Raw genomic sequence first — 19,389 nt, forward strand, 5'->3', positions numbered from 1 at the left:
GGGTGATGGACATGTACCGGGTCGTCGTCATCGGGGCGGGCGAAATCGCCAACAGCCATTTGGAGGCGATCAAAACGAGCAGCGAGCTAAAGGCGGTCGCGGTCGCCGACATCGACGCCGGGCGGGCACAGGCGGTTGGCAGACGCTTCGGCGTCACTCCCTACACGTCCTACAGGGAGATGGTGGAACGGGAACAGCCTGATATCGCGGTTGTGGCCCTGCCGCACCACCTGCACCGGGAGGCCGCCGTCCTCGCTGCGGAGCACGGCTGCCACATCTTGTTGGAAAAGCCCATGGCGAGGAACGAAGCGGAGTGCGATGCGATCATCCGGGCGGCGCAGCAGCACCGCGTGACGCTGATGGTGGGGCATACCCAGCACTTCAAGCCGGAGAACCGCAAAGCCAAAGCGCTGATGAAAACCGGGGCGCTGGGCCGGCTGGTGATGGTCAACGACACGCGCCACCTCCACTACTTCCGTGAAGAGCGGCCTGCCTGGTTTTTGGATAAGGCCAAGGCGGGCGGCGGCATACTGATGAATCTGGGCGTCCATTCCGTCGACAAGCTGCAGTGGCTGACGGACAGCAGGGTGGTCCGGGTGAAGGCATCTGTCAGCCACTTCGGCCCGAGGGGAGACGTCGAGGGGAGCGGCCTGGCCTATTTGGAGACGGACAGCGGCGTGGTGGCGACGATTTCACAGTCCGGATACAAGGGAGCGGCGAAAGACGAAACCGAGCTGATCTTTACCGGCGGGATGCTGAAACTGGTCAGCGGCAAAGGGCTGTGGATGAGCGACGGCGGGGAGTACCGGCGCGTCGAGGTGGAAGAGGAAGCTGATCCGTTCGCCCTGCAGTTTGCGGCGCTGCTTGCGGCAATCCGCACCGGCTCCGAACCGGAGTGCTCCGGGGCGTATGGGAAAAGTGTCGTCGGCGTGGTGGAGGCGATGTATCGCTCGCATCACCTCGGCGCGGAAGTGGAAGTCGCACAGGGGAGGTCAGCGCGGTGAAATGGAGCATGTGCACGACGGGATGGAAGGAACACTCGCTGGAAGAGGCAGTCGCTGTCGCCAGACGCTTGGGATTGGACGGGCTCGAAATCTGGACGGGACATCTGGCCGAAGAAAAAGGACGTAACAGGACGCTGACGCAGGTGCGCGACCTGCTGCACCGCTTGGGGATGGCCGTGCCGATGCTCAGCACGTATGCCAATTTTTCTCCCGGCAGGGAAGCGGAGAGTCTGGCGGAGACGGAGGCAGCGATGCGGCAGGCGGTCGCGCTGGGCTGTCCGGCCGTGCGCGTCTTTGCCGGCACGAAGCCGTTTGCTCAGTCGACGGCAGAAGAGCGGGAGCGGATGATTGCCGCCCTGCAGCAGGCGGCGAAGCGAGGGGAGCAATACGGTGTAACCGTGGCCGTGGAGCTGCACAACAACACCTACGCCGACAGCATCGAGGGAGTGGAAACGCTGCTGGCTGCGGCCGATCATCCGCGCTTGCGCCTGATTTTTGACGGCTTCAACCTGTACGTGGACGGACGGGACCAGTTGGTCGCGCTGGATCGCCTGTACCGCTGGATCGATCACGTCCATCTCAAAAACTACCGCTGGCAGCCGCAGCGGTGGGCCGACAGCGTTCCCGTCTCCGTCTTTACGGGGGACGTGGACAATCGGAAGCTGTTGGCTGAGCTGGTCAGGCGCGGCTACCGGGGCTTTGTCTCCTTCGAATACTTCGGCGAGCAGGCGGAGTCGTGCGTCACGCAATCGCTCGAAGAGGTAAAGATGATCGCGCGTACAGAATGAACGGAGCGGGGACGAGTCACGCGTAAAGGACGTCCCGCTTCGCGAGGAGGAGAAATCATGGCTGAACACAGGACAACGCCTGCGTATTTTTGGTCTGAGCAGGACCGGGACTATGTGGTTGCCGCCTGCCGATCCCATTGGCCGCAGGAGGTGGACGAGGTGTTGAAACGGGCGGACCTCGCCTGCGAAAACACCTTTATCTTTACCCACCGCTGGGACATGGAGCGCTGCGACACGCCGGTCACCTTTCCCGGACGCATCGATTGGACGTACCGGCACAACGGTGATTTTGAGTGGACAGTCATGCTCAATCGGGCGCGGTACATGGCGGAACTGGGGCAGGCGTACTGGCTGACCGGCGACGAAAAGTACGCGGCCGGCTTTGTTCGGCTGATGAAGGACTGGTTGGAGCAAAACCCGCTGACGGAAGAAGAGGTGCACGCCAGCCGAGAACGTTATTACAACGTAAAGGATACGTGGCGCAAACTGGACAGCGGCATCCGGATCGTCAACTGGATCAAGGGCTATCACTGTGTCCGCAGCTCTCCCGCATGGGGAAGGGACGAAGAGCGGCTGTTTTGGGAGGCGCTGCGGCTGCACGGCATGTATCTGCACATCGCCTACGTGCCGCACGATCGGCAGAGCAACTGGGGATTTTTGGAAACAAACGGATTGTTTCAAATCGGGTTGTTGTTTCCTGACCTGGCTGAGGCGCAGACGTGGCTGCGCGCGGCCATCGAGCGGCTGTCCGCGATGGTCCGCCTGCAGGTGTTTGAAGACGGCATGCACAACGAACAGTCTCCGATGTATCACCACGAAGTGCTGCAGTGTCTGTTTGAATGCGTCTGGCTGGCGGAGAAAAACGGAGTGGCGTATCCCGACGAGCTGAAGCGGACGCTCCATAACATGTACACTGCTTCGCTCGCGCTCATGAAACCAAACGGTCACCAGCCGATGGCCAGCGACAGCGACGATACCGACATTCGCGACATCCTCTGCCAGGGCGCCGTGTTGTTTTCCCGGGGAGATTTGAAATCGCAGGCCTATCCCGTGCTGGACTATCAGGGCATCTGGTACTTTGGCCGCGAGGGGGTGGAGGCGTACGAGCGGCTCCCGGCCGAACCACCTGCGTTTGTTTCGGTTCATCTCGAACAGGCGGGGTATGTCGCCATGCGCAGCGAGTGGTCGCCGGACGCCCATTATCTGCTGTTTGACGCCGGACACATGGCCCTGACGGGAAAAGCGCACGGTCACGACGATCTGCTGCACATCGAGCTGTCTGCCTACGGTCGCGAGTTTCTCGTCGATGCCGGCCGCTATACCTACATGGAAAACGACGAGCGCAAATATTTTAAGGAAGCGTTTCAGCACAACGTCGTCACCGTGGACGGCCTGCCGATGTCCGCTTACATCGACTCGTGGCTGTGGGGCAGGACGGCGCTGCCCGTTGACAGGTACTGTCGCATTCACGAGGCGTATGCGTACGCGCAGGCGGGGCACGACGGGTACCTGTCGCTCAGCCAGCCGGTGCAGGTGTTGCGGCGGATTTTGTACGTGCCGCCGGACTGCTGGATCGTGGTGGATACCTTCCGATCCGAAGGCGCTCACGGATACGCGCAGCACTTTCACTTTGCCGAGGACGTCCCGCTGCAGATCGATCGGGAGACAAATACGGCCCGTACCGCCTTTTCCGAGGGCGCCAATCTGACCCTGATACAGCTCGGCCAAGGCGAATGGACGATGCAGCCCTGCTGGATTTCCCGCCACTACAACCAGAAGCGGGCGGCGAAGAAGCTGGTCTATCGGCAGGCGGCACACGGGTTTCACGCCTTTGTAACTGTCCTGACCACCCATCTGGGGCGGGAGGAAGCCGGCCTTTTCGTGCGGGAACTGGAGGTGAGGGATACGCGGGACCGCCTGTTGGATGCAAAGCAGGTAACGGCGCTGGAGATCCGGCGGGAGGGGCGGTCGGCGGTGGCGCTCTTCTCTCATCAAGGACCGGACAGCTATCAATTCGCCGGAACGCACATGAGCGGTGAGGTAATACTGATTCGCCGCGATGCGGGGCAGGGCGGGCAGGCGTATGTGGTGAAGGTGTGAGTGCTTATGCGAAGGGGAGGAAAAGAAACGGATGAGCACACGGCTTGGCATTTGCCTGGACGGAGAACTGGCGGAGTTGGCGGCGGGTGTGGAAGCGCTTGGCGGGCAGCTGGGCGTGTATCTCGCGCCGGACGGCATACCCGTTCGCGCAATCCGCACGCCGGGTGACTTGACGGTATCGTGGGAAAACGGACGGGGCGAGATTCGCTACGATCAGCCGATTCACTTCTTCCGCGGTCTTGGCCTGCTCGCAGAGGCTTTGCGGGAGGGGCCAACCAGGCCGGTCCGGATACGGGAGGAACCCCAGTTTGCCATGAATGGCGTGATGGTGGACGCGTCGCGCAATGCCGTGCCGACCGTGGACAGCGTGAAAACGCTGCTGCGGCACATGGCAGTCATGGGCCTGAATGTGCTGATGCTGTACACGGAAGACACGTACACTGTCGACAGCAAACCCTACTTCGGCTACATGCGCGGCCGGTACTCGCACCGGGAACTACGGGAGATCGACGATTACGCCCATCAGTTTGGCATAGAGGTCATCCCGTGCATCCAGACCCTGGCTCACCTGGAGACGTTTTTAAAGTGGAAGGCGGCTGACGGACTGCGGGACACGTCGGACGTGCTGTTGGCGGGGGACGAGCGAACCTATCAATTTGTCGAAGAGATGATCACGGCAGCCTCCAGGCCGTTTCGCAGCAAGAACATTCACATCGGGATGGACGAAGCGCACGGGCTGGGGAGAGGGAGGTATCTAGACCTGCACGGGTACCGGTCCCGGTTTGACATCATGACGCAGCACTTGAACAGCGTGCTGGCAATTACGCGCAGACTGGGGCTTACGCCGATGATCTGGAGCGACATGTACATCCGGATCGGGTCAAAGACAGGTGACTATTACGATGAGGCCGCCGTCATCCCTGAAGACGTGATCGCCGGCATGCCGCAGGACGTCAGGTATGTCTACTGGGACTACTACCACACCGACCCGGCCTTTTACGAGAAGTACATTCGTCTGCACAAGCAGTTCGGCTCCCCGCCCGTCTTTGCCGGGGGAATCTGGACGTTTTCCGGGATCGGGACCCATTACGAGAAAACGTTCCTCGCCACCAACGCAGCGCTTGAGGCGTGCAAGCGGGAGGGGATCAGGGATGTGTTTGCCACGATCTGGATGGACGACGGAGGGGAGAATCACCTGTTTTCCAGCCTGCTCGGCCTGCAGCTGTTTGCCGAACACGGCTACGCCCGGCAGTTGGACGAGGGCAAGCTGAACAGGCGATTTCGCTTTTGCACGGGCGCCGATCCCGATGCGTTCAGGCTGCTCGGCTCGATTGACACGCCCCCCGGTGCCGAGTGGCGGCAGCCGCTGGAGCCGGACAATCCCGGCCGGTACCTGCTCTGGCAGGACGTCTTGCTTGGTCTGTTTGACCGGCACGTGGAGGGGCGGGACGTCGCTTCCCATTATCGCTGGCTGGCCGGTGCGCTGGCAGAGGCGGCGCGGAAAAACGAGGCGTGGCGGCACGTATTTGAGGTGCCGGTCAGGCTGTGTGAAGTCTTGAGCGTGAAAAGCGAGATCGGCATCAGGCTGAAGCGCTCGTACGAGGAAAACAGGCGGGATCAGCTGGAGCAGCTGTGCACCCGCGATCTGCCCGAACTGCACCGGCGCGTCGATGAACTGCGGCAGGTGCATCGCGATCAGTGGCATCGCATCTACAAGCCGTTTGGCTGGGAGGTGCTGGATATCCGCTACGGCGGACTGCTTGCGCGGATTGACACAACGATCCGGCGCGTCACGGACTATCTGCAGGGAACGATCGAACGAATCGAGGAACTGGAAGCGGAGCGACTGTTCTTTGACGGCCGAAAGAGAGCGGACGCGGAGGGGATGGGCCGCTGCAATCGCTACCGGCACATCTGCACAGCCAACGTGTTATAGGTTTATAGGAGAGAAAAAACACAAGCCCGGGCGGGACAGCTCGGGCTTGTGTGCGTTGGGGAGATTTCCTTTCAGCGGTACTGCCTGGACACGATCCATTCCGTAAAGGGTAAAACGATCATCGCGAAGCAGGTGACCACAATCAGCGCCATGTTTTCCCGGTCGAACGCCCATTTTTCCACGGCGAGCGCAGCGAGCAGCAGGCCGATGAGGATAAAGTAACTAATTTTGGCGCTTTTCATCGTGATATACCGACCCAGTTCTTCATCCTGGGCTGGGCCGTCGCCCTCTTCAGGCGATCCCCAGGTGATTGCGGTAAAAAACGAACCGAGCAGAACAGCCGTGGGCATCAACTCATTGAAGCCGACGGGTTGGCCCATCAGCAACTTATATGCGGTAAACCCCGCAATGATGACAGTGGCCGTTCCGATTATTGCGGCACCCCATATCCGTGTCGTCATCTTCATCTTACATCTCCTCCTTACGCGTGAAACAATTCGTCGACTGTCACTCCAAGCGCGCGGGCAAGCTGAAACGCCAACTTGAGGCTGGGATCGTACTTGTTGTTTTCAATGGCGTTGATGGTCTGCCGGGAGACGCCGCACATCTTGGCCAGTTCTTCCTGGGAGATGTTATTCAGCTTGCGCAGCTGCTTGATCTTGTTTTCCATGGCGGTCTCTCCATTGGGGAAATGTAAAAGATGTTTTACATATACAGCGTACCAATCATATGGAAAAATGTCAAACATGTTTTACATACGTGTTTTTATTTAAAATAATTATAAATAGATATTGACTTTCATTTTGTATCAAGTATAATGATAACTGTTCCTAGTTGATAATTATTTTAATTTGATTTGGGAAAGAGGGGGGAGCTGGAATGTACGATGTGATTGTGATCGGCGCAGGTCCGGCAGGCACATCCGCAGCCATCTATACGGCGAGGGGCAACCTGAAGACACTGGTGATCGACAAAGCGCCCGGCACCGGCGCACTTGCCCTGACCCATAAGATCGCCAACTACCCTGGCGTGGAAGGCGAGCTGACGGGTAAAGAACTGCTGGACAAAATGAATCGGCAGGCCAAGAGCTTTGGCGCCGAGTTCCTGCAGACGACGATTACGGCCGTGGATGTGGAGGACGAGGTGAAACGCATCTACACCGCGCACGGTACGTTTGAAGCCAAAGCGGTGATTGTCGCCACCGGCTCCAAGGGACGCAACCGCATGCTGCCCGGCGAGGAACGCCTGTTGGGCAGAGGTGTCAGCACCTGCGCCACCTGCGACGGCGCGTTTTACCAAGGGAAGCACGTCGCGGTCATCGGCGACACGGAAGAGGCGCTGGAAGAAGCCATGGCGCTGACCAAATTTGCCGGCAAGATCACCTTCATCATCCCGCGCGGCGACCTGCAGGGCGTAGACGAGATGCCGGAGCTGCCCAATACGGAGGTAATGTTCCGCACACGTCCGCTGGAGATCGTCGGCGAACAGAAGGTGGAAGGCGTCCGCATCCGGCGGCCGGACGGCGCAGAGGAGCTGCTGTCTGTCGACGGCGTGTTCATCTTCCTGTCGGGCAGCAAACCAGGCACCGATTTTCTCGAGGATCAGGTCCCGCTGGATGAAGAAGGGTACATGATTCTCGACGAGTACATGCAGTCTGCCGTACCGGGTGTGTTTGGCGCCGGCGAAGTGCGGAAAACACCGGTCAAGCAGGCGGTCGTTGCAGCCGCTGACGGCGCCATCGCGGCGATGGCTGCCGACAAGTACATCAACAAGCGGTCCAAAATCGTACCACAGTACAAATAAGCATTCCAAAGAGAAGAGGAGCGATCATTTCATGGCACAAGCAATCGTGTATTCCAGCACCAACTGCGGCTTCTGCAAGCAGTTGAAATCCTATCTGGAGGAGCAAAACATCGCGTACGAAGAGCGCAACATTGACGAAAACGAGGCGTATCGCGAGGAGCTGGGACGTCTGGGCGTGATGTCCGTGCCGCTGACGCTGATCGGCGACAAGCAGATTCTCGGATTTAACCCGAACCGCATCAAAAAAGCGCTGGCCAGCCTGGAAGAACAGGCCCAGTAACCCAATACCCATACCCGGAGAGGAGAGACATCATCATGACAACGAACGTGACAGCACCGCAAGTGGAACTGAAAGTAGGCAAACCGGCCCCCGATTTTAACATGCTGACGACGAAAAACCTGGAGACGCTGGAAGAGCGCGTCACCCTGGCCGATTACAAAGGAAAGTGGCTCGTTCTGTTCTTCTGGCCGTTTGACTTTACCTTTGTCTGCCCGACGGAAGTGACCGCGTTCAGCGATCACCTGGACGAATTCCACGACCTGGATTGCGAAGTGTTGGGCGTGTCGACGGACAGCGTCTATACGCACCGCGCCTGGATTCAAACGCCGCGCGACCAAAACGGCATCGGGCCCGTGAAGTTCCCGCTGGCCAGCGACTTTACCAAGGAGACGGCCCGGGCTTACGGCGTGCTTGACGAAGAAACCGGCGCGGCCCATCGCGGTCTGTTCATCATCGACCCGGAAGGTGTGCTGCGCTACCAGGTCGTGACGGACATGAATGTCGGCCGCAGCGTCGACGAAACGCTCCGCGTGCTGCAGGCACTGCAGGCGGGCGGTCTCTGCCCGGCCAACTGGAAGCCCGGCATGAAGACATTGTAAATTGTAATCAGAGGTTTTTGGTGCGCACGATCGCCGGTTCTGCGGTACAATGAAAGCACGAGAAACCACAGGAAGAGGCGACGTGACGATGCGGGATGTCAAACATCGCTACCGGGGGCTGCCGCCCCGCACGCCGGAGATGCTGTACAACATCGTGCGCAAGTTTTACCGGGGAGCGGTCAGCCACTACGATCTAATCCAGGAGAAAAAGGCGGACGTCAGGGCAGCCTGGCTGCAAAGAGGGGAGAGCGGCAGCGACGCGGCACTGCGGCAGGCGATGACCACGCTGTTTCTGGAGTTTCACTTCTACGTCACCTGCTGGCTGCAAATAGAGATGGCTCTCTATCGGCTGGCGCGGCAGGACGAGCGTCAGGCGGAGGTAATGGAGCGCTTCCGCGATACGTTGGAAAAGCACGTAAAGGTGCGGGAGCTGCTGGATGAGACAGAGGCCTGCGTCCAGGTGCAGTGGCAGCATGACGGCCCTGGTCTGGCGTGCGTCGAGAGGGACGGATACACGTTTGGAGACGTGACATTTACCGTGGACGAGCAGAGCCTGCAAGACCTGCATGACTTGTATGCGGCGATCATGGCCGCAAGAGAAGCCCAACCCTCCGCTGCGCCGACCGTCTCCGGCTGAGGCAATCTGCCCGGCGCAGGACATGCTTGCAATCAACACGAAAAAACGTGACCGCCCGTTTTGGGACGGTCACGTTTTTCATGTAAGCCGGTTGTGCCGACATCAGAAACTGCTCGGGAAGATGGAGCCAGTTTGCTGCGGAGCGGGCTGGCCTGCATTGAGGGCGCGCACTTCCTGCACATTGGTGCCGGCAAAGCCGGGTTGGAAAATGGCTTGGGCGCCGCCAAACGACGGGCTGATCGACTGTTGCGGCTGAGCCTGCTGCATGTACCCGCCGCCCAGGGATGCGGAATAGCCAACTTGGTTTTGCTGGCGCACTTCCTGCACGTTGGTGCCGGCGAAGCCAGGTTGGAAAATGGCTTGGGCGCCGCCAAACGACGGGCTGATCGACTGCTGCGGCTGAGCCTGCTGCGCGTACCCGCTGCTCAGGGATGCGGAATAGCCGCCTTGGTTCAGTTGGCGCACTTCCTGTACATTGGTGCCGGCAAAGCCGGGTTGAAACACGGCCTGCACACCGCCGCCAAACGACGGGCTGATCGTCTGCTGCGGCTGAGCTTGCTGCGCGTACCCGCCGCCCAGGAATGCGGAATAGCCGCCTTGGTTTTGCTGGCGGACTTCCTGTGCGTTAGTCCCGGCGAAACCGGGTTGGAAAATGGCTTGAGCGCTGCCGAACGAATGGCTGATCGGCTGCTGAGGTTGAGCTTGCTGCGCGTACCCGCCGCTCAGGGATGCGGAATAACCGCCTTGGTTCAGTTGGCGCACCTCCTGCACGTTGGTCCCGGCAAAACCAGGTTGAAACATGGCGCTGGCAGGGGCACCGATGGACGGAAACTGCTGATATTGTTGGTTTTGTGTGAAGTGATTCATGTGTGTTTACACCTCCTGCCATTATCATTTCCAAGGATTAGAAGCTCATGCACGCAACGTCAATTCAAGAGAATTCTCATTTGGAAGAAAACGGATGCTCGGTACTATGCCTACAATTGCACATGGGTAAAAAACATGCCGGCCTCAATCAGCCGGCGATTTAGCTCCTCGATCCCGCCGCCTTTCCCTTGCCGCCGGGAAGGCGGGAGACGTATTGTGCGTAACGGATCAGGTTGGACAGGGAGGAACGGCGGATGGACGGTTCGTCAAACTTTTCCGGCTTGGCATTGGCCTCGAAAAACCAAAGCTGTCCTTCCGCGGTCAGTCCCAGATCCATCGACATTTCCGCCAAGGCTTTGATCTCTTCGTTCAGGGCGCGGGCGATGGTCAGCGAGGTCTCCTTGATCTTCGTTTCAACAGCCGCAGCATCTTCCTGGAACAGGGCGTTCAGCACGGTGGACAGGGGGTGAATCGAGCCGCCGCGCGGCACATGGGTGGTGATGTTTTGCGATCCGGCGCGACGGATGCCGATTCCGGTGACACACCACTCGCCCTTGCCGTTTTTCTGCACCAGGACGCGCACGTCAAACGGCTTTCCCAGATACAGCGCCCGATGGATTCCCTGCTGCATGATGTACCCCTGTTTCCGCATGTGCAATTTGACGTGTTTCCAGACGGCGTACAGCGAGGAGAAGCGGCGGGAAATCGCGCGTTTTTCCTGCAGTCGCTGCAGGAACCAGCCGTTCTTGTTTAGCTCCACCCGCATGATGCCCTGACCGGCCCTGCCCCGAACGGGCTTCAGGTAGACAAACCGGTGTTTGTTGCAGAAGGTCCGAAAATGGGCAAACGTATCCAGCTTCTTCGTCTCCGGCAAAAAGGGGGCTACCTCTGCGTGGCTGCTGAGCATGCGAAACAGCGTGTGCTTGTCAAAAAAGCAGCGGTTGAAAAGCGTGACGTTCTGCAAGTCCTCGATCTGATCCAGGGCTCGCTTCACGTCCGAGCGTCTTTCCGCCTGGCGCGACGGGACGCGGTTGTAGACGACGTGCGGAAACGGCAGCACGGTTTCCAGCCACTGATTTTGCTGATCGTCGTACAGATAGCCGCGGACGTGTTTCTTTTCCCAGTTGATCCCCTGTGGAGTAAATACGTAGACCAACGCGCCCAACTTTTTGCCGGAGAGGGAGAGGTCCTTGAAATGGTCACGATTGCCGAGAAAGGTCGGTCCGTCCCCGACAGTCAGAATGCCGATCAACGGTCCGATCTTCAAAGTGTTGTCGACGGTCTTGCAGTTGATGCGGGTACGGATGCGGCCCGGCTTCGGCTTTGGATTGCCCAGGTGCAGCCGTTTTTTGCAGTCAAACGGCCCCAGGTGGGCAATCAACTGCCGGGGGTTGTTCGGCGTGAGCGCTTGTCGCGGGACGTGCAAAAACCATCGGCCGCTGGGGAGGATGGTCAGCCACCCGGAGCGCTGTTGGAGCATGGGTGTTTCCTCCTTCCTGTACGGTGGTTCGCCTCGCTGCTTAAAAGTTGGCCAGATAGCAACTGTAGTCGACAAGCAGGCGGCTGGATTCCTGGTCCGCCTGTTTCAACCTGGCGTGTTTGAAGATGGACCGCCCCGGCTTGGAATTGGCTTCAAACATCCAGACGTGGCCGTGGGTGTCAATCCCCATGTCCAGCCCCAGTTCTCCCATGTCTGTCCCTCTCGCCTGTTCGAGCGCAGTGGCGATGAGGATGGCGGCTCGGGTGATGCGTTCAACCATCAGGTCTTTCTTTCTGCCGAACAGGTATGTCAGAAGTTCATCGCCTGGAATGACGGTTCCGCCGGTGCGGACGTGGGTGGTGACACTGCCGGAGCCGGCCACTTTGGCTGCCATGCAGGAGACGACCCATTTGTTTTGCTGGTTCTTGTGCAGGTGGACGCGGAAGTCAAACGGCCGGCCGTCAAACGTCATGAGCGAGATGCCCTGTTGAGCCAGATAGGAGCCGACACGGCGGGTGCGAAACACGTGCTGGTACAGCGAGGAGAGCTTGGCAAAGCGCCGCTTGACGATTTTGCTGCCGGAGTGGTAGGTGACGTCAAAGCCGCGGCCCGGATGGCGGACGATCTTGACGATCCCGTACCCCAGACTGCCGTTTTTCGGCTTCAGATAGACGAGCGGGTATTTCCGCAAAAGCGTGCGGAGCGTCTGCAGCGACGGCGAGGAATAGGTTTCCGGGATGTGTTCATTCACTTCGGGATTGGGGTAGAGGATTTGATGCACGGTCCATTTGTCGAAAAACCCCTGGTTAAACATCGGCAGATTTACGTAGTGAGCCAGCCTGAATTTAAATTCCTGAACCGCTTCCTGACGCTCCATCATCCGGGAAGGAATGCGGTCGTAGACGACGTCGGGCAGGGCGGTGTTCATTTTCCGCCAGACGTATCCGCCTCGCTTCGACGGGCGCAAAAACCAGGCGTCCACGCGGTGATCGTTCCAGTTTACGTCGTGCGGAGAGAAGATAAAGTAAAAGACGCCTTTCCCCTCTTGAGCCTGCAGCAGGTTGTAAAAAAACGAGGTGCGCGCTCCGATCGGCTGGCGGGAATTGCTGCGCAGTCCAGTGGTGACAATACCGATGGAGGGGCCGATGCGCAGGGTGTCATCTTCCCATTTGATGTGGATCAGCCCGCCGTGCGGAATGCCCAGATCGGCTTTCAACAGGCTCGTGACCTTGACGATACTGCTGTCCGGATTTCGCCGGTCCTGAAAGACGGTCGTGACCACTTCCCGTTTTCCCAGCGAGACCTTGATCTTTTGGCGGGGACGCAGCAGCAGCTTTTGGAACAGGTGGGACGGCAGGATAATGCCGGAGACATGCGGGTAGGACAGGAAGCGGAGCCGCACTATGATCGATTCCATGCGTTGTGTACCTCCTACATACTTTTCATGAGATAGCGGGCGTAGCGAACCGGATGCGCGATGGAGCGGAGCCGGGCCTTTGGATCGTCAATCAGGCGGAACACGGTCCGTCCCGGTCTGCTGTTTACCTCGATGATCCAGACGTTGCCCGCCGTGTCGATGCCGACGTCAATCCCCAGCTCAACCAGCCGGCCGTGCACCTTCTCGAGATAGGGAGGAAGCTCAGTCGCCAGGCGGTCGATTTCCTGTTCGATGCGGGTTTGCACTTCCGGCTGATAATGCTGGGCGAGAAAAGGACCCAGCGGCACAGCCTTGCCGCCGCCGTGGAGATTGGACGTGATGCTGCGCTTGTCGCCCAGCCGGACGGCTTTTCCGGTGATTTCCCACGTACCGAGGCCGTTCTTTTGCACCAGAACGCGCACGTCAAAAGGCGTCCCGTCCGGTGCGTGCAGCGACAGATACGGCTGGACCAGAAACGTCCGCCCGGCGGTAAAGCTGGCGATGAAGCTCTTCAGCCCTTGCGCTGTGCGAATCGTGCGGGAAAACGGCTCGTTTTTCCGATCCCGCCCGACAATCTCGAAGCCGTTGAGAGTGGGAACGATCCGCACCACGCCGGCACCGTGCGTGCCGGCAGACGGTTTGATTACGGCAGCACCGTACGTTACCAGCATCTCCCGCAGCGCGGCAATGGTCAGTATCTCGGTCGGAGGAATCCACGCCGCCAACTCCGGCGACTTGCTCAACATCTGGTGCACCTGCCACTTGCCGGAGAGACCGTGGCCCAAAAACGTAATCTGCGGGTCGTTTTGCAACTTCTTCACGAATGGTTTATAGTGGCGGTATGACGGACCGACAAAACAGCGGTCGTAGATGACGTCCGGCAGCGGAAAGATTCCGCTGCGCCAGGCGCCGTTACGATATTCGAACCCGGCGACGGTACGGGACTCAAAATCAACCTGGCGCGGTGAAAAGACAAAGACGTGAATGCCTGCCTTGCGTCCGATCAGCGCCAGTTTTTTGTAGTACGATTTTTCCTGAAAATGCGGGCCGTGGCATCGGGTCATAATGCCCAGGCTTTTTTGCTTTGCCGTCATGGAGGGTCACCTTCGTCTGATTTTCTTGCCGGTTTGTTTCCGTTTGGCTGTCCGGGGAAACCCGCACAAATAGGCGGCGTAATCCAGCATGCGCAGAACGGATGGACGTACGCGCCGGACAGAGCTGTCTTCCCTGGCCGCCTCAGGTATCGCGCTGGCCGTTTTGGAGGGCTTGCTGTTCACTTCCAGGAGCCAGACCCGGCCGCGAATGTCGACGCCGAGATCCACGCCAAATTCCGCGTACCGGCCGGAGAGCGACTGCTCCAGCAGCCGGGAGAGCTTCAGCGCAACGCTTCGCAGTGTCGCGACGGTCGGACGTGTACCCGTTGCCCAGGGGCCGCAGACGCGCAGAGCCTGGGCGGCACCGATCATCACGCCGCCGCGGGAGACGTTGGAGACGATGCTGTTTTGGCCGAGACGGGCGACCATCGACGTGACGGCCCATTCGCCTTTGCGGTTTTTTTGCACCAGTACGCGAAAGTCGGCGGGGCGCTGCTGGATGCCGATCAACGGCAGCCCCTGCTGCAGCAGGTACGGCTTTCCGTTTGTCCGGTTCTGCAGGTATCGATGCAGGCCGGAAATACTGGAAAATGATCGGGTCGCGCTGCCGAGCCGGGCTGTCTGATACCCGCCGGCGGTGCGCCGCAGGCGGATGATGCCGCGGCCCATGCTGCCGTTTGCCGGCTTGGCGTAGACGGTTTTGTGCTGCTCCAGCATCTGTTTCAGATCCGTCAGACCGGAATAGCATACCGTCTGCGGCAGGTGTTCGGCAGCCGCCGGCTCGTTTTCCAGCGCTGTGTGAACGTGCCACTTATTGAGAAATTGTTCATTGAAAAACGGGATGTTGAATTCCTTGCACCGCTCGATCCAATCACCCATGGCCTCGCTTTGCTCCCGCTTTCGGGAAAGCCGGTTGTAGATGCATTGAGGCAACGGCAGCACCGTTTGCCGCCACTTTTCGTTGTGGCGAACCATGCCGTGGACGATCTGTTGTTTCCAGTTGACGTCCTGCATGCGAAATACACAGACGATTCCGCCGCGGCGGAGGCAGACGTCCGCTATCTCGTCGAAGAACGAGGTGAACGGACCAAACGGGGCGGCTGGGGACTGGGGGTTGTAGCGGGAGACCAGAACGCCCAGATAGGGGCCAAAAACAAGACGCTGCTGGCTCGCGTAATAACGTGCCAGCAGGGGAACTCCCATAGGCAGATGCAGCGTGTGGGCCAGTGAGGGGCGAATCAGGGTGAGGCCGCTTCGTTCCATGCCCGTTACGCGGGCGCAAGCAGTCTTGCTGCCAAACTGGACAGTAAGCGTCGACGTGTCCAGCTTCCACTTGCGAAGACACGCTTGGGGCAGATACAAATCGTTGTCCGTCTTGGGATCGTACGATTGCAGAACCGTTGGAACGTAAGACATGGCAATCCCCTTCCCATCAGACATGAAGTTAGTCTATTTTATGAGCAGGCATATACTTTGGTTCCATTGAGGAGAAGAGAGGGCGTTTGGCCAGATGAATGCGTGGTTAGTGTTGCTGATGAACGTGGCGGTCGGTTCCGCCATTGGCGGCATGACAAACGAGCTGGCGATCCGCATGCTGTTTCGCCCGCACAAACCGTGGCAGATCGGCGGCTGGCGGGTGCCGTTTACACCCGGATTGATTCCCCGCCGGCGGGATGAGATCGCCGTCCACATGGGTCGGCTGGTGGAAGAGTACCTGCTGACCGCCGAGGGCATCAAACGGGCGCTGGCTCAAAGCGGAATGGAGAAAACGTTGAACACCTGGCTGACCGGCGTGGTCGACAGATGGTGTGCGGACGGCCGCACCCTGCGCCAGTTTCTGCACGCTGCCGCTCCCGAGCTGTTGGCCGAAGACGGCGGGATAAGCGAGAGCGTGCGCCGTCCGCTTCAGCAACGGTGGCAGGCGTTTGTCAACGAACTGATTCATCATCATGAACAGAAGCGGCTGCGCGAACTGATCCCCGCAGAGGGCATGGCCCGGATCGACACGGCGCTGGAGGATGCCAGCCGTCTCCTGCTGGAGCGTTTTCGCGCCTATCTGCACTCACCCGACGGTCAGCAGACGGTGCAGCAGATGATGCGCGGAATGCTCGGCGGAGGAGGCATGTTTGGCGGCTTGGTCGGCATGTTTCTGACGGAGGAAAAAATCGTCGGCAAACTGCTTCCCTACCTGGACGACCTGCTGGCCCATCCGGAACTGGTGAATCGGCTGAACCGCTTTTTGCGTCAGGAAGCAGACAGATGGCTGGACAAAACCGTGCGGGACGTGTATGACTGGATCGGAGCGCAGCAGGTGGAAGCGTGGTCGTCTGCCCTGTTTGCCAAGCTGGAGGAGCAGGGCGTCCGGCTTCTGGACAAGCCGCTTTGCCAACTGCTCTCCCCGCTGCGACAGACGGTGGCGGACCAGGTGATTCCCCGGCTGGCGCGCTGGATGGTGGAGACAGTGGAGCACAATGTGGAACGGCTGTTTCACAAACTCTCCGTCCGCGACATCGTCACCAGGCAGGTGGAGGGCTTCCCGATCGAACGGATCGAGGAGATGATCGTGGGGATTTCCGGACGGGAGTTTCGCATGATCACCATTCTCGGGTTTATCCTGGGAGGTGTCATCGGACTGGTGCAGGGGCTGTTGGCCGCCTTGTGGAGATAGCGATGCGGCCTGTTTTTTGGGCCATGGTACTCTGAAACGAAACTGTAAAGCCGTTGTAATCTTTCTGTAATATTACCGGGGTAAGATAAAGACACGATGAAAACCCCCTTAATGATATACTTTCTGCCGGAGTAGCCGCAAAGCTACTCTTTTTTTTTACCCGGCCATCGGGTATAGTGAACCCAGGAGAGTACCTGAACATCCCGGGTTGGCCGGTCCCGGCTGCAGCGCGAGCCGGGGGCAACGATACCGCTGTGGAAGCATAGGATGGAGGGTGGGTACAAGCAGATGGCAACCAAACACGAACAAATTCTACAATATATTGACCGTCTTCCGATCGGTACGAAGATCTCCGTGCGCCAGATCGCCAAGGATCTGGATGTAAGCGAAGGCACCGCCTACCGGGCGATCAAGGAAGCGGAAACGCAGGGCTACGTCAGCACGATCGAGCGCGTCGGAACGGTGCGGATCGAGAAAAAGCAAAAGGAAAACATTGAACGGCTGACGTTCGCCGAAGTGGTCAACATCGTCGACGGTCACGTCGTGGGCGGCCGCGAGGGGCTGCACAAGACATTGAACAAGTTCGTCATCGGCGCCATGCAGTTGGAGGCGATGATGCGCTACATCGACGCGGGCAGCCTGCTGATCGTGGGGAACCGCTATCAGGCGCACAAAATCGCCCTGCAGCAGGGAGCGGCCGTCCTGATTACCGGCGGCTTTGACACCAGTGAAGAGGTAAAGCGGTTGGCCGACCAGCTGGCCTTGCCGATCATCTCGTCCAGCTATGACACGTTTACCGTCGCTTCCATGATCAACCGGGCCATTTACGATCGGCTGATCAAAAAAGAGATCGTCATGGTGGAAGACATCCTCAAACCGCTGGCGGAGACGCCCGTGCTGCTCCCGACGGACACGGTCGCCAAGTGGCACCAGTATACGGAATTGTATCAGGACACCCGTTTTCCCGTCGTCGACGAGCAGATGCGGCTGATTGGGATCGTCACGTCGAAAGACATCATCGGCCACGAGGAGACAGCGACGATCGACAAGGTGATGACGAAAAATCCGATCACCACGTCGCCGCGCGTCTCCGTGGCCTCCTCCGCGCATCTGATGGTGTGGGAGGGGATCGAACTGCTGCCGGTGGTGGACAACTACCGCAAACTGGTCGGCGTGCTCAGCCGCAACGACGTGCTGAAGGCGCTGCAGTATACGGCCAAGCAGCCGCAGATGAGCGAGACGTTCCCCAACCTGATCATGTCCCACTTCCGTGAGGAGCGGCAGGGAGACCAGCTCGTCTACAAGGGGGAAGTGACACCCCAGATGACCAATCACCTGGGGACGATTGCCAGCGGCATCATGACCACCGTCATGGTGGAAGCGGCGTGCAACCTGCTGCGGCTGCAGCGGCGCGGGGACATGGTGCCGGAGAACATCACCGTCTACTTTTTGAAGCCGGTGCAGATGGAGAGCCAGATCGAGGTGCGGCCGCGCCTCATGGACATCAGCCGCCGCTTCGGAAAGGTGGAAGTCTGCGTGTACCACGGCGACCAGCAGGTGGGACAGGCGATGGTAACGGCGCAGATCATCGATCGCTAATCAATCGGGATCACGCAAACGGAATTACACACAAAAAAGGTCGTCCGGACGGCAGTGCCGCGGACGGCCTTTTTGGCTTGCTGACCTGTACAATGTCAATTGGTGAGGTTATCTGTACGAAGACAGAAAAAAGTTGAGCAGTCCGACTGCAACGAAAAAACCGAGCATCCCAATCAGGAAATAACCGATATACAGAATGATTCGGTAGGGGGATTGATCGCGCATGGTTGTCCTCCCTTTTTTCTTTCTTTGCCGATTGAACATTTCCAGTTCTTACTGGTATATACGTGCTGACCGGCCCGGACGTTTCGCGGTCCGCATTGACAGCGGAGAAAAAGCGGCTTATGTTTATGATTAGACAATCATCTAATGTAATGGACACGATATACACGATTGAAACGGAAGGAGGGGGTTTCCATGCAGCTGGAAAAGCTGGTCACATTTTACAAAGCGCTGGGAGACCCGACCCGTCTGCGCATCGTCGCGCTCCTGGCGAACGGTCCGCTGCACGGCCAAGCGCTGGCCGGCAAGCTGGGCGTCACCCCGCCCACCATCACGCACCACATGGCAAAGCTGCGCGAGGCCGGGATCGTCTATGAGCGGCGGGAAAAAAACACGATTTACTTTACCCTGCACGAGACCAATCTGACGCGCAAATCGCAGGCGCTTCTGACCCTGCTGGACAAGGCGAAAGGAACGGAAGGAGCGGCAGAGATGGAGGAAACGGACGAGAAGTGGGCGGCGGAGAAAATGCAGGTGATCCGCCATTTCTTCACGGCGGACGGCAGGCTGAAGCACATCCCGACTCAGCGAAAGAAAAAGCTGATCGTCTTCGAACACATGGTGCGGGGACTGGAGCGGGGACGAAAGTACGAGGAGCGGGAAATCAACGAGTACATCCGCCGCTTCCACGACGATTACGCCACGATCCGGCGCGAATTTGTGATGAACCACTATATGTACCGGGAGAACGGCATCTACGAGTTGAATCCCCCGGAGATGTGGGCCAAGGCGGAAGACCTGCGCTGAAGAGCGGAGCGGCTGCAAAAGCAGCATAAACAAAAAAAGGACAACCGTCGGCACCTGCCGCTTCGGTTGTCTGAAGCAAGAATGTCAC

The 19,389-nt window shown here is 59.0% G+C and carries 18 protein-coding genes; 11 read left to right on the top strand and 7 right to left on the bottom strand.

What is annotated here, in order from left to right; genetic code table 11:
• Positions 1-5 precede the first annotated feature (5 nt).
• The 4 genes from IRT44_RS10295 to IRT44_RS10310 are packed head-to-tail and all read left to right on the top strand — an operon-like array spanning position 6 to position 5,828.
• Positions 6-1,004 carry a Gfo/Idh/MocA family protein gene (locus IRT44_RS10295; RefSeq protein ID WP_171565764.1) on the top strand — a complete coding sequence of 333 codons (999 nt, stop codon included), beginning with the start codon at positions 6-8 and terminating at the stop codon, positions 1,002-1,004.
• Positions 1,001-1,792, top strand: coding sequence for a sugar phosphate isomerase/epimerase family protein (locus IRT44_RS10300; protein WP_230076624.1), 792 nt, complete (start codon positions 1,001-1,003; stop codon positions 1,790-1,792). Before IRT44_RS10295 ends, IRT44_RS10300 begins: the two co-directional genes overlap by 4 nt.
• Positions 1,793-1,849: 57 nt before the next feature.
• Positions 1,850-3,892 (top strand): alginate lyase family protein, encoded by a 2,043-nt coding sequence (locus IRT44_RS10305; protein WP_230076625.1) that lies wholly within the window; start codon positions 1,850-1,852, stop codon positions 3,890-3,892.
• Positions 3,893-3,923: 31 nt separating this feature from the next.
• A complete protein-coding gene (locus tag IRT44_RS10310; protein ID WP_230076626.1) occupies positions 3,924-5,828 on the top strand; it encodes a beta-N-acetylhexosaminidase in 1,905 nt (634 codons plus the stop codon).
• Positions 5,829-5,899: 71 nt separating this feature from the next.
• On the opposite strand, the gene IRT44_RS10315 is transcribed toward IRT44_RS10310, so the two are convergent.
• Complete coding sequence (locus IRT44_RS10315) at positions 5,900-6,295, bottom strand: hypothetical protein (protein ID WP_171565760.1); 396 nt, start codon at positions 6,293-6,295, stop codon at positions 5,900-5,902.
• Positions 6,296-6,309: 14 nt separating this feature from the next.
• Entirely contained in the window at positions 6,310-6,498 is a 189-nt protein-coding gene (locus IRT44_RS10320) for a helix-turn-helix transcriptional regulator (RefSeq protein ID WP_171565759.1), read from the bottom strand.
• Positions 6,499-6,707: 209 nt separating this feature from the next.
• Between IRT44_RS10320 and IRT44_RS10325 the strand changes: the two genes are divergently transcribed.
• From IRT44_RS10325 to IRT44_RS10340, 4 genes are all read left to right on the top strand, one after another.
• Positions 6,708-7,631, top strand: coding sequence for an NAD(P)/FAD-dependent oxidoreductase (locus IRT44_RS10325; protein WP_212132285.1), 924 nt, complete (start codon positions 6,708-6,710; stop codon positions 7,629-7,631).
• 31 nt (positions 7,632-7,662) lie between these two features.
• Positions 7,663-7,911 (top strand): glutaredoxin family protein, encoded by a 249-nt coding sequence (locus IRT44_RS10330; RefSeq protein WP_171565757.1) that lies wholly within the window; start codon positions 7,663-7,665, stop codon positions 7,909-7,911.
• A gap of 35 nt (positions 7,912-7,946) precedes the next feature.
• On the top strand, positions 7,947-8,510 hold the full coding sequence (locus tag IRT44_RS10335; protein ID WP_171565756.1) for a peroxiredoxin: 564 nt from the start codon (positions 7,947-7,949) through the stop codon (positions 8,508-8,510).
• Positions 8,511-8,598: 88 nt separating this feature from the next.
• Positions 8,599-9,147 (top strand): hypothetical protein, encoded by a 549-nt coding sequence (locus tag IRT44_RS10340; RefSeq protein WP_212132332.1) that lies wholly within the window; start codon positions 8,599-8,601, stop codon positions 9,145-9,147.
• 102 nt (positions 9,148-9,249) lie between these two features.
• Here IRT44_RS10340 and IRT44_RS10345 read toward each other — a convergent pair whose 3' ends face one another.
• The 5 genes from IRT44_RS10345 to IRT44_RS10365 form a co-directional block, all read right to left on the bottom strand.
• Positions 9,250-10,014 (bottom strand): hypothetical protein, encoded by a 765-nt coding sequence (locus IRT44_RS10345; protein ID WP_212132284.1) that lies wholly within the window; start codon positions 10,012-10,014, stop codon positions 9,250-9,252.
• A gap of 160 nt (positions 10,015-10,174) precedes the next feature.
• On the bottom strand, positions 10,175-11,494 hold the full coding sequence (locus IRT44_RS10350; protein ID WP_171565754.1) for a YheC/YheD family endospore coat-associated protein: 1,320 nt from the start codon (positions 11,492-11,494) through the stop codon (positions 10,175-10,177).
• A 40-nt stretch (positions 11,495-11,534) separates the two neighbouring features.
• Positions 11,535-12,911 (bottom strand): YheC/YheD family endospore coat-associated protein, encoded by a 1,377-nt coding sequence (locus tag IRT44_RS10355; RefSeq protein ID WP_230076627.1) that lies wholly within the window; start codon positions 12,909-12,911, stop codon positions 11,535-11,537.
• 14 nt (positions 12,912-12,925) lie between these two features.
• On the bottom strand, positions 12,926-14,005 hold the full coding sequence (locus tag IRT44_RS10360; protein WP_230076628.1) for a YheC/YheD family endospore coat-associated protein: 1,080 nt from the start codon (positions 14,003-14,005) through the stop codon (positions 12,926-12,928).
• 6 nt (positions 14,006-14,011) lie between these two features.
• The gene (locus tag IRT44_RS10365; RefSeq protein ID WP_171565751.1) at positions 14,012-15,421 is read right to left on the bottom strand and encodes a YheC/YheD family endospore coat-associated protein; all 1,410 of its coding nucleotides are present in this window, start codon (positions 15,419-15,421) and stop codon (positions 14,012-14,014) included.
• A 94-nt stretch (positions 15,422-15,515) separates the two neighbouring features.
• Between IRT44_RS10365 and IRT44_RS10370 the strand changes: the two genes are divergently transcribed.
• The 3 genes from IRT44_RS10370 (at position 15,516) to IRT44_RS10380 (ending at position 19,301) form a co-directional block, all read left to right on the top strand.
• Positions 15,516-16,673, top strand: a complete 1,158-nt coding sequence (locus IRT44_RS10370) for a DUF445 domain-containing protein (protein ID WP_212132282.1) — start codon at positions 15,516-15,518, stop codon at positions 16,671-16,673.
• A 288-nt stretch (positions 16,674-16,961) separates the two neighbouring features.
• The gene (locus tag IRT44_RS10375) at positions 16,962-18,272 is read left to right on the top strand and encodes a DRTGG domain-containing protein (protein ID WP_171565749.1); all 1,311 of its coding nucleotides are present in this window, start codon (positions 16,962-16,964) and stop codon (positions 18,270-18,272) included.
• Positions 18,273-18,689: 417 nt separating this feature from the next.
• A complete protein-coding gene (locus IRT44_RS10380; RefSeq protein ID WP_212132281.1) occupies positions 18,690-19,301 on the top strand; it encodes a DUF2087 domain-containing protein in 612 nt (203 codons plus the stop codon).
• Positions 19,302-19,389: the final 88 nt, after the last annotated feature.

Source organism: Brevibacillus sedimenti (assembly GCF_020923495.1).
GTDB classification, from domain to species: domain Bacteria; phylum Bacillota; class Bacilli; order Brevibacillales; family Brevibacillaceae; genus Brevibacillus; species Brevibacillus aydinogluensis.